11 protein-coding genes are annotated in these 13,450 nt (G+C 70.0%); 7 read left to right on the top strand and 4 right to left on the bottom strand.

Going from position 1 to position 13,450, the window contains the following annotated elements; all coding sequences use genetic code 11:
- The 6 genes from VF329_14385 to VF329_14410 form a co-directional block, all read left to right on the top strand.
- The coding region (locus VF329_14385) for a citrate transporter (GenBank protein ID HEX7082191.1) at positions 1-182 on the top strand (182 nt) is incomplete at its 5' end.
- 74 nt (positions 183-256) lie between these two features.
- Positions 257-472, top strand: coding sequence for a hypothetical protein (locus tag VF329_14390; GenBank protein ID HEX7082192.1), 216 nt, complete (start codon positions 257-259; stop codon positions 470-472).
- 56 nt (positions 473-528) lie between these two features.
- On the top strand, positions 529-870 hold the full coding sequence (locus tag VF329_14395) for a hypothetical protein (protein ID HEX7082193.1): 342 nt from the start codon (positions 529-531) through the stop codon (positions 868-870).
- A gap of 78 nt (positions 871-948) precedes the next feature.
- Positions 949-2,241: a TolC family protein gene (locus VF329_14400; GenBank protein HEX7082194.1), complete on the top strand. Its 1,293-nt coding sequence runs from the start codon at positions 949-951 to the stop codon at positions 2,239-2,241.
- 16 nt (positions 2,242-2,257) lie between these two features.
- Positions 2,258-3,397, top strand: a complete 1,140-nt coding sequence (locus VF329_14405) for an efflux RND transporter periplasmic adaptor subunit (GenBank protein HEX7082195.1) — start codon at positions 2,258-2,260, stop codon at positions 3,395-3,397.
- A 12-nt stretch (positions 3,398-3,409) separates the two neighbouring features.
- Positions 3,410-6,508, top strand: coding sequence for a CusA/CzcA family heavy metal efflux RND transporter (locus VF329_14410; protein HEX7082196.1), 3,099 nt, complete (start codon positions 3,410-3,412; stop codon positions 6,506-6,508).
- Between the two features lie 18 nt (positions 6,509-6,526).
- Here VF329_14410 and VF329_14415 read toward each other — a convergent pair whose 3' ends face one another.
- The 4 genes from VF329_14415 to VF329_14430 all read right to left on the bottom strand — a co-directional run bounded on the left by VF329_14415 (position 6,527) and on the right by VF329_14430 (position 12,337).
- A complete protein-coding gene (locus VF329_14415; GenBank protein HEX7082197.1) occupies positions 6,527-7,444 on the bottom strand; it encodes a homocysteine S-methyltransferase family protein in 918 nt (305 codons plus the stop codon).
- Complete coding sequence (locus VF329_14420) at positions 7,441-9,231, bottom strand: PQQ-binding-like beta-propeller repeat protein (GenBank protein HEX7082198.1); 1,791 nt, start codon at positions 9,229-9,231, stop codon at positions 7,441-7,443. Before VF329_14420 ends, VF329_14415 begins: the two co-directional genes overlap by 4 nt.
- Before the next feature lie 76 nt (positions 9,232-9,307).
- Positions 9,308-11,317: a PQQ-binding-like beta-propeller repeat protein gene (locus tag VF329_14425; protein HEX7082199.1), complete on the bottom strand. Its 2,010-nt coding sequence runs from the start codon at positions 11,315-11,317 to the stop codon at positions 9,308-9,310.
- A gap of 180 nt (positions 11,318-11,497) precedes the next feature.
- Positions 11,498-12,337 (bottom strand): p-hydroxycinnamoyl CoA hydratase/lyase, encoded by an 840-nt coding sequence (locus VF329_14430; GenBank protein HEX7082200.1) that lies wholly within the window; start codon positions 12,335-12,337, stop codon positions 11,498-11,500.
- Positions 12,338-12,712: 375 nt separating this feature from the next.
- On the opposite strand from VF329_14430, the gene VF329_14435 reads away from it, so the two are divergent.
- Entirely contained in the window at positions 12,713-13,405 is a 693-nt protein-coding gene (locus VF329_14435; protein ID HEX7082201.1) for a (2Fe-2S)-binding protein, read from the top strand.
- Positions 13,406-13,450 lie beyond the last annotated feature (45 nt).

Below are 13,450 nucleotides of genomic sequence, written 5' to 3' on the forward strand. Positions count from 1 at the left end.
GCTTCGGCGGCTCGATGATCTGGTTCGGATCGTCGGCCGGCGTCGCGCTGTCGAACATGTTCCCGGAAGCCCGCTCGGTCGTCGAATGGATCAGGCGCGGCTGGTACGTGACCGCGGGCTACGTGATCGGCTTTTTCGTGCTGCTGCTCCTGCACGGCTGGAACGCGCTGCCGCCCGCGTAGCCGGAGCTCGCCCGAACGCACCGTGGCACGAGTCTTGCTCCGAACGGTGTCACCGTTCATGCAAGGAGCGAGGCATGGCCGACCGTAACGAAGGCGAGGGCAGCCGCACTGCCGCGAGGCGCTACAACGAAGGCGCGACGAAGACGGCGAAGGAAAAGCCGAAGGCCGATCCGGCGCCCGGATCGGACGAGGAGCGCCAAGAGATGGAGCGCGCGGAAGAGGAAGGACGGCGGCGCGCCAAGGAGCTCGACCCGTCCGTCGATCGCGACTACTCCCGCCCGACGAAGTAGCCGCAACCGGCTGCGGCCGTTTGCAAATCGCGCCTCGGTGCTCGACACTACGCGCCATGGTTCGCTGGCTCGCGGGCGCGCTCAGCCTCTGCATCGCATTCGGCGGCATCGATGCGGCCGCCGACGTCGAGAGCAACGGCACGTGTGTCGAGAGTCTCGCGCAGGCGCAGGGCGAGCCCGGCAGCCCGGCGCTTCGCGCCCCGCGCTCGGATGAGCCGCCGGCTTCGGCCGCGGAGCAGGCTCCGCACTTTTGCCACTGCGGGCTGCACGTGCCCGCCGTCGCGGCTTCGGTAATCACGTCCATTCATCCGTCGCCGCAGCCCGTGCCGGCGCTGCCGGTCCACGTGTTCGGCACCTGGCGCACGCCGCCCCCCGTTCGCCCGCCGAAACTCGGCTGATCTCCCGTCTGCCTTCCGGCGCCGCGCACCGTGCTTTCTCGGTGCCGGCGTGCCGCTTCTTTGCACGGGACTCGGTCGATGCACAAACGTTTTCTTTGGGCGGCCGCGGCGATGCTGGCCGGCCCGCCTCTTCAAGCACAGGCGCCGATCGCGGCGGAGCGCATCGCCCCGGTCGACGCCCCGGCGCTCGCGGGGCTCGTGGCCGCCGCGCTCGCCGAGCACCCGGCGGTTCTCGCCGCCGAAGCCGGGCTCGACCGCGAGCAGGCGCTCGCGAGGGCCGCCGCGCGGCCGCTCTTCAATCCGGAGATCGAGCTCGATTACGAGAGCGCGGCCACCGACGACACGGCGCTGCGTCTCACGCAGACGCTCGACTTCGCCGGCCGGCGGAGCGCGCGTACGCGCGTGGCCGAGCGTCGGATCGACGCGACCGCGCAGCGCGTCGCGGTCAGCCGGCGCGACCTCGCGCTCGAAGTGCTCACGGCGCTCGGCGCGTACTGGACCGCCGACGGCCTCGTGCAGCTCGCGACCCGCCGCTCGGAGCTGCTCGAGCGCGTGGCCGACGTCGCGGCGCAGCGGGCCCGGCTCGGCGACGCGCCTCGATCCGACTTGAACCTCGCGAACCTCGCGCGCGCTCAGGCGAGGATGGAACGCGCCCGCGCGGCAGCCGATCTCGCCGAAGCCGAAGCAGCGCTGCAGGCGCTCGTCGCCGACCCGCCTGCCGCATGGCCGTTGCTGCCCGTCACGCTCCCCGAGGTCGATCTCGCTCCGGGCGAGCTCGCCTCCCTCGTGGCCGAAGTCCCGGACGTGGAGCTGCTCGAGGAGACGTCCGCGGTCGCCGCCGCCGAGGTGCGGCTGCGCGAGCGCGAGAGGCGGCCGAGCCCGAGCGTGAGCGTGGTCGGCGGCGAGGAGGACGACGAGTCCATGCTCGGCATCGGTTTCTCGATTCCGCTCAACGTGCGCAACCGCTTCGTTCACGAGGTCGAAGCCGCGCGCGCGGATGCGCGGCGCGCGGAGCGCGAGGTCGACGACGTGACGATTCGTGCCCTCGCGGCGGCGCGCTCCGCCACCGCCCGCTACGAGCTCGTGAACGACGCCTGGTCCGAATGGACCGGCTCGGGCGCCGTGAGCCTGACGCAGCAGACCGAGCTGCTCGAGCGGCTGTGGCGCGCCGGCGAGCTCACCCTCACCGACTACCTCGTGCAATTGAATCAGACGCTCGAGACCCGGCGCAGTGCGCTCGAGCTGCGGCAGGAGCTGTGGGACGCGTGGTTCGCGTGGCTCGCGTCCACCGGGCAGATCGGCGACTGGCTCGGCCTGCCGGTCGAGTCGATCCGCGGAGATGCGGGCGCAGGGCCGGTTCCGAATCGATGACTGCGGAGGTTCGATCATGAACGTCCAGTGGAAGAGGCTTTGGCCGCTCGCCGCGGCCGCGGTGCTCGCGGCTGGCGCCGCCGGGCAGGAGCGGGCGGAGGACGAGCATGCCCACGGTCTCGACGAGGCGCACGAGGAAGGCGTGCTCGAAATGCCGGCCGGCGTGCGGGAGGCGCAAGGTGTGCTGACTGCGCGGGTCGGGCCGCGGCAAATGTCGGCGACGTTGTCCGCGCCGGGCGAGGTGCGCACGAACGCCTATCGCTCGAGTCAGGTCACGCCGCGGATTCCGGCGCAGATCGTGGCGCGCCATGCGCGACTCGGCCAGGCGGTCGAGGCCGGTGACCCGCTCGTGACGCTTTCGAGCGTGCAGATGGCCGAGGCGCAAGGCGCATTGATCGAAGCCGATCGCGAGTGGCGGCGCGTCAGCGAGCTCGGCCGTGACGTCGTTTCCGAGCAGCGCTACATCGCCGCGCAGGTGGCGCGTCAGCGCAGCTACGCGACGGTGCGCGCCTACGGCATGACGGCGGAGCAGATCGACGAGCTTCTCCGGCAAGGCGACGCCTCGCTCGCGACGGGCGAGTTCCGGCTGCCGAGCCCGCAGGCGGGCACCGTGATCTACGACGATTTCGTCGTCGGCGAGGTCGTCGAACCCGGGCGCGTGCTGTTCGAGATCAGCGACGAGTCGGTGCTGTGGGTCGAGGCGCAGCTGTCGCCGGAGGATGCCGCCAGGATCGCGATCGGAAGCACGGCGGTGATCTTCGCCGGCGACGGGCGTCGGATCGAAGGCAACGTGACGCAGCGTCACCACCGGCTCGACGAGACGACGCGCACGCAGGCCGTCCGCATCGAGGTCGACAACGCGGACGACGTGCTGCACGCGGGCGAATATGTCGAGGTGGAGCTTGCGACGTCCGCCGCCGAGGCGCGCTTGGCCGTTCCGGAGCCCGCGGTGCTGCTGATGGACGGGGTGCCGACCGTGTTCGTCGTGGACGGCAGCGAGATTCGGGCGAGGCCGGTGGAGGTCGGGGTCACGGCGTCGGGCTGGACCGAGATCGTCGCCGGGCTCGCGCCCGGAGACGAGGTCGTCACGCAAGGCGCGTTCCTGATCAAGTCGCTGATGCTGAAGTCGCAGATGGGCGAAGGCCATGCGCATTGAAGGACACGCCCGGTGCTGAGCAAGATCGTCGAAGCTTCACTTCGCTATAAATTTCTCGTCCTCATCGCATTCGCCGCCGTCGCGTTCCTCGGCATTCGCGCCGCAACGACGGTGCCGATCGATGCTTTTCCGGACGTGACCCCCGTCCAGGTCAACGTCTACACGGAGTCTCCCGGGCTCGCGCCGGAGGACGTCGAGCAGCTGCTGACTTTTCCGATCGAATCCGGCATGGCGGGGCTGCCCGGCGTCGAGCAGATCCGGTCCGTGTCGCTCTTCGGGCTGTCGTACGTGTCGGTCTACTTCGCCGACGACGTCGACATCTACTTCGCGCGCCGCCTCGTGAACGAGCGGCTGCAGGAGGTCGCCGAGCGCATTCCGGAAGGCTACGGCGTTCCCGAGATGGGCCCGAACTCGTCCGGGCTCGGGCAGGTGTTCTGGTACACGCTCGAGCAGGCCGACGCGAAGCTCTCGGGCGAGCTGTCGGCGATGGACTTGCGGACGCTTCAGGATTGGACGGTGCGGCTGATCCTGAGGACGGCTCCGGGCGTCGATGACGTGCTCTCCTGGGGCGGGCACGAGCGCCAGTACCAGGTCGTCATCGATCCGCTCCGGCTCATCGAGTATGGGCTGTCGTACCGGGAGATCATCGAGGCGATCGACGCGAACAACCGCCAGGTCGGCGGTCAGTACGTGAACCTCGGGCCGGAGCAGTATCTCGTGCGCGGGCTCGGCCTCGTGGACGGCGAGAAGGATCTCGGGAACATCGTCGTCGAGGTCGAGGACGGCACGCCCGTCTACCTCCGCGACGTCGCGCGCATCGAGCAGGCGCCCGGGCTCCGCTTCGGCGCCGTCACGCGCGACGGCAAGGAGGTCGTGCTCGGCATGGCGTTGTCCCGGATCGGCACGAACGCGGCCGACGTCGTCGAGGCGGTGAAGGAGAAGGTCGAGACGGTCCGCTCCGCGCTGCCCGACGGGGTCGTCCTCGACCCGGTCTACGAGCGGTCGGATCTCGTCGAGCAGGCGGTCGGTACCGCGGAGCGCGCGCTGATCGAAGGCTCGATCCTCGTCGCGATCGTGCTGTTTTTGTTTCTCGGCGAGCTCCGGGCGGCCGTCGTCGTGATCGCCGCGCTGCCGCTCGCGATGCTGATTGCATTCATCTTCATGGAAAGGGCCGGCCTCTCGGCGAACCTGATGTCGCTCGCCGGGCTCGCGATCGGCATTGGCATGATGGTGGACGGCGCGGTCGTCATGGTCGAGAACTTCTATCGGATCATGGCCGAGCGGCAAGCCGAAGGCCGCGAGGTCGACCGAACCGAAGCCGTGCTCGCGGCGGCTAAAGAGGTCGCGAATCCGATCGCGTTCGCGATCCTGATCATCATCGTCGTGTTCCTGCCGCTCTTCAGCCTCGAAGGTCTCGAGGGGAAGCTCTTCAAGCCGATGGCGTTCAACATCAGCTTCGCGATGGCGGGCTCGCTGATCCTCACGATGACGCTGATCCCGGTGCTCGCGGCGATCATCCTCAGGCCGAAGGAGGGGCGCGACACGCCGCTCGTGCGCGCCGTCAAGCGCCGTTACGTGCCGCTTCTCGCATGGTCGCTCGCGCACCGGAAGATCGTGCTCGCGGGCGCGGCGGCTCTGCTCGTCGCGAGCCTCGTGCTGTATCCGTTCCTCGGCAAGGAGTTCATGCCGCAGCTTCGAGAGGGCGCGATCATGTGGCGGGTCACGTCCATTCCGTCGACGTCGCTCGAGCAGTCGATCGAGATCTCGAAGCGCATCGAGAACGCGCTCGGCGAGTATCCGGAGGTGACGACGACGATCGCGATGATCGGCCGGGCGGAGAAGGGCGAGACGGCGGACGTCAACTACATGGAGATCTACACGGGCCTCGTTCCGCCCGACGAGCGAGAGCGCTCGATCGCCGAGCTCACGGAGGCGATGCGCGAGACGCTCGAGGAGATCGTGCCGACGGCCGTGTTCGCGTACACGCAGCCGATCCAGATGCGTGTCGAGGAGCTGATCTCGGGCGTGCGCGCGACGCTCGCGGCGAAGCTCTACGGCGAGGATCTCGCCGAGCTCGACCGGCTGAGCGCCGAGGTGCTCGACGTCATCGCGCAGGTGCCGGGCGCCGCGGACCTTTCGCTCGAGGCCAATCTCGGCAAGCCGCAGATCAGGATCGAGGTCGATCGCGGGCAGCTCGCCCGGTACGGCATGAACGCGGACGACGTGCTCACGATCGTGCGCACCGGCATCGGCAACGAGCCGGTCTCGACGTTGATCGACGGTGTCCGGCGCTTCGACATCACCGCGCGAATCGACGACGCCTCGAAGACCTCCGTGGAGGCGATCCGCAACATCCCGCTCGAGACCGCGACCGGCGCGATCGTGCCGCTGTCGCGGGTCGCGCGCGTTTCGGTCGCGGAGGGCTACTCGTTCATCCGGCGCGAGCAGCTCCAGCGCTACGCCGTCATTCAGATGGACGTGCGCGGCCGCGACGTCGACAGCTTCGTGCAGGACGCGAACGCCCTGATCGAGGAGCAGGTCGATCTGCCGCCGGGCTATTGGATCGAGTGGGGCGGCGCGTTCGAGAACCAGCAGCGGGCTCTGACGCGGCTCGCGGTAATCGTGCCGGTGACCGTCTTCTTCATCTTCGTGCTGCTCTACACGGCCTTCAACTCGATTCGCTACGCTGCGCTGATCATCGCCAACGTGCCGTTCGCGATCATCGGCGGCGTCTTCGCCCTTTGGATCACCGGGCAGTATCTCTCGGTGCCCTCGGCGATCGGCTTCATCGCCGTGTTCGGCGTAGCGATGCTGAACGGGATCGTGCTCGTCGCGTTCATCAACGAGCTGCGGCGAAGGGGGCTCGGGGTGGCGGAGGCCGTCCGCGTCGGCGCGGAGCGCCGGCTTCGGCCGGTGCTGATGACCGCGAGCGTCGCGATCCTCGGGTTGATCCCGATGCTCTGGGCGACCGGGGCGGGCGCGGAAACGCAGCGGCCGCTCGCGACGGTCGTCGTCGGCGGGCTCGTCACGTCCACGGCGCTCACGCTGCTGTTGCTTCCCGTGATCTACGAGTGGATCGAATCGGGGAGATCGCGGGGGCCTACCGCATGAGCGCCGTCGTCGCGCCGCCTATCCCTGCCGGCGGCCGCGGCGCTCGACGGCCTCCCTTAGCGCACGCACATGCGCGGGCCTGGTCCCGCAGCAGCCGCCGATGACTCTCGCGCCGGCCGCGATCCACTCCGCGGCGAGCGCCGCGAGCCGGTCGGGGCCGAGCGGCTCCGCGGCCGGGACGCGCCGGCCGGCATAGCCGCCGAGCTCCGGATATGCCCCGATCACGGCGCAGCCGCGGGCTCGAAGCGCCGCGAGGGCCGGGGCGACGGCGTCGGGCGGCGTGTGCATCACGTTGACCACGTCGGGCGCGTAGACGAGGAGCGCGTCGAGCACCGCGGCGAGCGGGATCTCCGGGAAGTCGTACGCGACGAGCCGGCCGTTCGCGTCGAGCCGGGCGCTGACGCCGATCCAGAACGGCAGGCCGGTGTCCCGCGCCGCCTCGCACGCGCGCGGCGCGTGCTCCGTGTCCTCCATCATCTCGAGCGCGAGCAGGTCGACGCCGAGGTCGGCGAGGAGCGCCGCGAGCTCGGCATAGGCGGCACGCTCCGCCGTCGCGTCCGGATAGGCGTTCACGTCGAAGCGGGGAGGCAGGCAAGAGATCGAGCCCGCGATCGCGACGTCGGCCGCGGCGATCTCGCGCGCTCGCATCGCGGCGCTGACCGCCGCGCGGTTGAGCTCCTCGAACCGGTGACCGAGGCCGGCCGCGTCGAGAACGAATCGGCTCGCGGCGAACGTGTTCGTCGTGACGACCTCGGCGCCGGCGCGGATGTAGTCGAGATGGATCGACGTCAGCACGTCCGGATGCGTGAGCGCGGCGGGAGCGCTCCACGCCGCGTCGTCGGGCGTTACGCCGCGGCGGCGAAGCTCCGTGCCGGTCGCGCCGTCGACGACCAGGATTCCGCCGGCCTCGAGCTTTCTGCGCCAGCTATCCGTCACGGAGACGGCGCGGCCTCGGGCGGCGCGGCCGCGGCCGGCGGCGGCCCGGGCGCCGCGACGGTTCCCGGCTCGACCTCGCCGAGCGTGCCGTCGAGACCGAAGAGCCAGACGCTGTCGCCGCGAACGGAGCCGGCGAAGAGATTGCCGGCGGAATAGGCGACGACGTATTCCCGGCCGTCGTGGCGGAACACGGTGACGGGCGCGTTCATTCCGGCGCCGGTCTGGAACTCCCACAGCAGCGTGCCGTCGCTCGAGTCGAGCGCCGTGAGCCGGCCGTCGCTGCGGCCGACGAAGACGAGCCCGCCGGCCGTCGCGACCGCGCCGCTGTAACAAGGCTCCGGCCAGTGCTGCTGCCAGACGAGCCGATTCGTGCGCATGTCGAGCGCCGCGAACACGCCGAGCGAATGGAGATGGAAGCCGCCGAATCCGCCGGCGATGTACGTCGCGCCTTCGGGCGGGCGCTCCGGTCCGACCTCCTCCGCGAGATAGGCCCAGATGCGGTCGGCCGCGCAGACGTAGAGGTAGCCGGTCGTCGGGTCGTAGGCGCTCGGGGGCCAGTTCGCGCCGCCGCCGACGCCGGGCTTCACGGCGACGGGCGACGTCCAGAACGGCGTGAAGATGCGGCCCTGGTTCACGAGCGTCACGCCTTCCGGCGGGATCGGGATCGACTGCGGCACGAACGCGTCGCCGACGGGGTAGGGCTGCGTCGCCGCCGTCGCTTGCCGCGGCTCCTGCGGGACCGGCCGCTCCTCGATGCCGATCAACGGCGTGCCGTTCGTCCGGTCGAGGATGTAGACCCACCCGGTCTTGCTGGCCTGCGCGAGGCCCTTGCGGACCTCGCCGTCGATCTCGAGATCGAACAGCACGACCGGGGCCGGGCCGTCGTAATCCCAGATGTCGTGATGGACCTGCTGGAAGTGCCAGCGGTATTCGCCGGTCTTGGCGTCCACGGCGACGATCGACGCGGAGAAAAGATTATCGCCGGCGCGGATCGAGCCGTTGTAGTCCGGCCCGGGGTTGCCCGTCGAGAAATAAAGGAGACCGAGCTCCGGATCGACGGCCGGCGTCTGCCAGACCGGCGCGCCGCCGTCCATCCAGACGTCGTTGTCCTGCGGCCAAGTGTCGTGCCCGACCTCGCCGGGCCCCGGGATCGTGTAGAACGTCCAGACGAGCGAGCCGTCATCGGCGTCGTAGGCCTTGACGCGCCCGCGGATGCCGCGCTCGCCGCCGGCGAAGCCGGTGATCACGAGCCCGTCGTAATAGAGCGGTGCGCTCGTGATCGTATAGCCCTCCTGCCAGCGCTCGGCCTGCACGGACCAGACCACGGCGCCCGTTTGCCGATCGAGCGCGACGAGCTTGCCGTCGAGCTGGCCGACGTAGACCTTGCCGTCGCCGAAGCCGACGCCGCGGCTCGTCCAGCCGCAGCAGACCGCGTCGTTCGCGGGATCGAGGTTCGCGCGGTAGTCCCAGAGGATCTCGCCCGTCTCGACGTCGATCGCGAACACGTCGTCGGCGCCGGTGACGATGTAGATCACACCGTCGACGACGATCGGCTGCGCCTCGCCGGAGTACTGCGGTCCGACGCCGGAGGCGCCGAGGCGCGTGCGCCAGACGCCCTTCAGCCGCGCGACGTTCCCGCGGTCGATCTCGGCCAGCGGCGAGTAGCGCCGGTTGTAGAGATCGCCGCCGTTCGTCGGCCAACCGTCGGTCGGCGGCTCCGTGAGCGCCCGCATCTCGTCGGCCGGCGCGGCCTGCCCGCAACCCGCCGCGAGCCCCGCCGCCGCCACCAAAAATGGTGTCAGACACCTTTTCCAAGAAAATCGTGTCAGACACCCTTTTTTGAAATCCATCGCGCCCTCGCTGCTAGCGCGTTCCGAGCTCGCGCACGTAGGCGCTCACGTCGCGGATCTGCTCGGCCGTCAGCGCGCCGCCGAAGGCCGGCATGTCGTTGCGGCCTTCGCTGACGATCTGGATGATCGTGCCGAGGGTTCGAGCTTCGGTGAAGGCGGGGCCGCCGCCGTGGCCGCCTTCGCCTTCCGCGCCGTGACAGAACGAGCACGCGGTCGCGTAGACGGCCGCGCCGCTCTCGACGTTCGCGGCTTCCTCGATGTCCCGAGGCAAGCTCATGATCGCGCTGGCCGGCTCGGCCGCGTCGAGCGTGCCTTCGAGCCCGAAGAGCCAGACGCTGTCGCCGCGGGCCGAGCCGGCGAAGAGATTGCCGGCCGAGTACGCGGCGACGTACTCGCGCCCGTCGTGCTCGAACACGGTGACCGGGGCGTTGACGCCGGCGCCGGTCTGGAACTCCCACAGCTTCTCCCCGGTGCTCGAGTCGAGCGCCGTGAGCCGTCCGTCGTTGCGCCCGACGAAGACGAGCCCCCCGGCCGTCGCGACCGAGCCGCTATAGCAGTTGTCCGCCCAGTGCTGCTGCCATACGAGACGGTTCGTGTGCATGTCGACGGCCGCGAAGATGCCGAGGCGCGGCAGGCTCGTTCCGCCGAAGACGCCGGCCGCGTACAGCGCGCCGGGCTCCGGCCGCGACGCATCGATCTCCTCCGCCTGATAGACGCCGATGCGGTCCGTCGCACAAACGTAGAGGTAGCCCGTGCGCGGGTCGTAAGAGCTCGGGGGCCAGTTCGCACCGCCGCTGATCGAGGGCTTCGCGACGATCGGCTGCTCGGTCCAGAACGGCGTGAAGATCCGTCCGCCGTTCACGAGCCGATAGCCTTCCGGCGCGATGTCGATCGACTGCGGCACGAACGCGTCGCCGACGGGATAGGGCTGCGTCGGCGACGTCGCTTGCCGCGGCTCCTGCGGGACCGGCCTCTCCTCGATGCCGATCAACGGCGTGCCGTCCGTCCGGTCGAGGATGTAGACCCAGCCCGTCTTGCTCGGCTGCGCGATCCCCTTGCGCAGCGCGCCGTCGATCTCGAGATCGAACAGCACCACCGGGCTCGGGCCGTCGTAGTCCCAGATGTCGTGATGGACCTGCTGGAAGTGCCAGCGGTACTCGCCGGTCTTCGCGTCCACGGCGACGATCGACGCCGAGAAGAGGTTGTCGCCCGCGCGGACGGCGCCGTTGTAGTCCGGGCCCGGATTCCCGGTGGAGAAATAAAGGAGGCCGAGCTCCGGATCGACGGCCGGCGTCTGCCAGACGGACGCGCCGCCGTGGTGCCAGACCTCGTTGTCTTGCGGCCAGGTGTCATGGCCGACCTCGCCGGGCCCCGGAATCGTGTAGAAGGTCCAGACGAGGGCGCCGTCGTCCGCATCGAACGCTTTCACGCGGCCGCGGATGCCGTATTCGGCGCCGGCGAAGCCCGTGATCACCAGACCGTCGTAGTAGAGCGGCGCGCTCGTGATGCTGTAGCCTTCCTCGGCCCGCTCCGCCTGCACCGACCAGACGACCTCGCCGGTCCGCTGGTCGAGCGCGACGAGCCGGCCGTCGAGCCGCCCGACGAAGACCTTGCCGTCGCCCAATCCCACGCCGCGGCTCGTCCAGCCGCAGCAGATCACCGAGCCGATCGAAGGATCGAGGTTCGCGCGGTAGTCCCAGAGGATCTCGCCCGTCTCGACGTCGATCGCGAAGACGTCGTCGGCCCCGGTAACGATGTAGAGCACGCCTTCGTAGACGAGGGGCTGCGCCTCCCCGGAGTACTGCGTGCCGACGCCCGAGCCTCCGAGGCGCGTGCGCCAAACGCCCTTCAAGCGGGCCACGTTGTCGCGGTCGATCTCGTCGAGCGCCGAGTAGCGCCGGTTGTACCAATCCCCGCCGTTCGTCGCCCAGTTCTCCGCCGCCGGATTCACGAGCGCATCGCCGGTGAAGGCCGGCGCGAGCGCGATGCCGCTCTTCTGAGCGAGGCCGGCGGCCGGCAGCACACCGAGAAGCAGCGCCGCGGCGACGCGGATCGGCGCGCCTCGGCCCCCGATCCGCGCGCCTCGGCCGCCGATTCGCCGGCGGCCGCTCGACCGTCGCCCACACGATGATCCGCCGCTTCCTCCGGCGCCTCGCCGGGATCGCATCCCCGTCATGCCCGCTCCCCCCACGTGCATCGATCGTTATTTCGTGCCCTTGTAGTGCTCGAGCCCCGGCTTGAAGCTCTTCTCGTCGAGAAAGGCTTTCATCGCATTCGCGCGGTTCTCCGCGCCGCCGAGGTGGAGCGCCTCGGCCATCTTCGCGTAGAGATAGTCCGCGGAGACCTCCCAGTCCATGTACTTGACGCGCTTCATCGCGAGCTTCGCGCCGCGCAGGACCGTCTGGTTCTTCTCGAGCAGCACCTTCGCGAGCGCGCGCGTGCGCTCCCGCAGTTGGGCGCGCGGGACGGCCTCGTTGACCAGCCCCATCTCGGCCGCCTTGCGGCCGTCGAAGCTCTCGCCGGTCATCGTGTAATACAGGGCGTTGCGGTAGCCCATCGTCTCGATGGCGGCCTTCGTCACGTTGCCCGCCGGCAGGATGCCCCAGTTGATCTCGGAGAGCCCGAATATCGCCTCCTCGGCCGCGATCGCGAGGTCGCAGGCGACGACCGGCGTGAACGCCCCGCCGAAGCACCACCCGTTCACCATCGCGATCGTCGGCTTCGGATAGTCGCGGAGGCGCCGCCACTGCCACTCCTCGGCCGTGCGGCGGACGTGGAGCAGGATCGTGTCGGGCGCGCCGTCGGTCATCCGGAAATACTCCTTCAGATCCATGCCTGCCGCGAACGACTCGCCCGCGCCGGTCAGCACGAGCACGCGGCAGCGGTCGTCCGTGGCGAGCGCGACGACCGTCCGCAACATCTCCTCGTTCAGCGCGGGGCTCATCGCGTTGCGCTTCTCCGGGCGGTTCATCGTCACCCAGGCGATCCCCTCGTCGAACTCGACGAGCACCAGGTCGCCCCACGGTTCCTTGGTTTCGGACATGCGGTTCCTCCTTCAGCCGATATGAATGCGCGGCGGTCGGCGGCTCGGGCGGCGCGCGGGGCCGCGGCCCGGCGCTCTCCGGGGCCGTCCGGGGCCGGCCCGATGCCCCGCTACTGTCTTCCCTGATGGATTGTTGTAGGCTATGAATTTCAGCCGCCGGCGCTTCAGCCGGGTATCGTACAGCGAGAAACGGGACCAATGCTGCCCGATTGCGCCTTTCCGTTCCCAACCGGGCACGCGCGGAGAGGTCTGCGCCGCCCGCCGGGGCGGGGAGGGCTTGCGGCGAGCGCCCGGACGGAAGGCGCCATGCGCCAGGGCCCGGGGGGCGGCGGCGATCGAACGGCCGTAGGGCCAAATTGAGCGGAGAGCATTCCGATGGCGGACGATCCGAACGCACACGAGGGACGAGGCGAGGGGCTTTATCCGGAGCCGAGGTACGACGGCGGCGGGCTGTCGAGGGCCGGGTCGCTGAAAGCGACGCGGCGGCAGTTCATCAAAGGCGTGATCGCCTCGGGGGCGGTGGTGTCCGGGGCCGGGTACCTGTTCGGGTGCTCCTCCGGCGAGCGCGCGGGGCCGACCGGCGGCGTGGAGCGGCTGCTGAGCCTGACGGTGAACGGCGAGACGCGCCGGGTCGACGTGCTGCCGAACGAGACGCTGGCGATGACGCTGCGGTACAAGCTCGGGCTGACGGGGACGAAGCTCGGGTGCGACCGCGGGGAATGCGGGGCGTGCACCGTGCTCATCGACGACGTGCCGACGTACTCGTGCTCGACGCTGACGCATCGGGTTCGAACGCGGGCGATCACTACCGTGGAGGGGCTCTTGGGGCCGAACGGTGAGCTGCACCCGGTGCAGGAGGCGATGATCGAGGAGCTGGGGCCGCAGTGCGGGTTCTGCACGCCGGGGCAGGTGATGAGCGCCGTGGGGCTGCTGAAGGCGAACCCGACGCCGACGCGCGAGGAGGCGCGGCGGGCGATGTCCGGGAACCTCTGCCGCTGCGGCGCGTACGACCACTACCTGAACGCGGTGCTTCGCGCCGCGGAGAGCGGCCGCGTGACGCAGGCGTAGGAACGAAAAAGGTGTCTGACACCTTTTTCGTGATGCAGGTGTAGG

This window comes from Gammaproteobacteria bacterium (assembly GCA_036381015.1).
Lineage (GTDB): Bacteria > Pseudomonadota > Gammaproteobacteria > Steroidobacterales > Rariloculaceae > ZC4RG20.

Bases quoted from the DNA above. Each gene is read 5' to 3' on its own strand.
- VF329_14390 (HEX7082192.1), top strand. From the start codon at position 257: ATGGCCGACCGTAACGAAGGCGAGGGCAGCCGCACTGCCGCGAGGCGC.
- VF329_14395 (HEX7082193.1), top strand. From the start codon at position 529: ATGGTTCGCTGGCTCGCGGGCGCGCTCAGCCTCTGCATCGCATTCGGC.
- VF329_14400 (HEX7082194.1), top strand. From the start codon at position 949: ATGCACAAACGTTTTCTTTGGGCGGCCGCGGCGATGCTGGCCGGCCCG.
- VF329_14405 (HEX7082195.1), top strand. From the start codon at position 2,258: ATGAACGTCCAGTGGAAGAGGCTTTGGCCGCTCGCCGCGGCCGCGGTG.
- VF329_14430 (HEX7082200.1), bottom strand. From the start codon at position 12,337: ATGTCCGAAACCAAGGAACCGTGGGGCGACCTGGTGCTCGTCGAGTTC.
- VF329_14435 (HEX7082201.1), top strand. From the start codon at position 12,713: ATGGCGGACGATCCGAACGCACACGAGGGACGAGGCGAGGGGCTTTAT.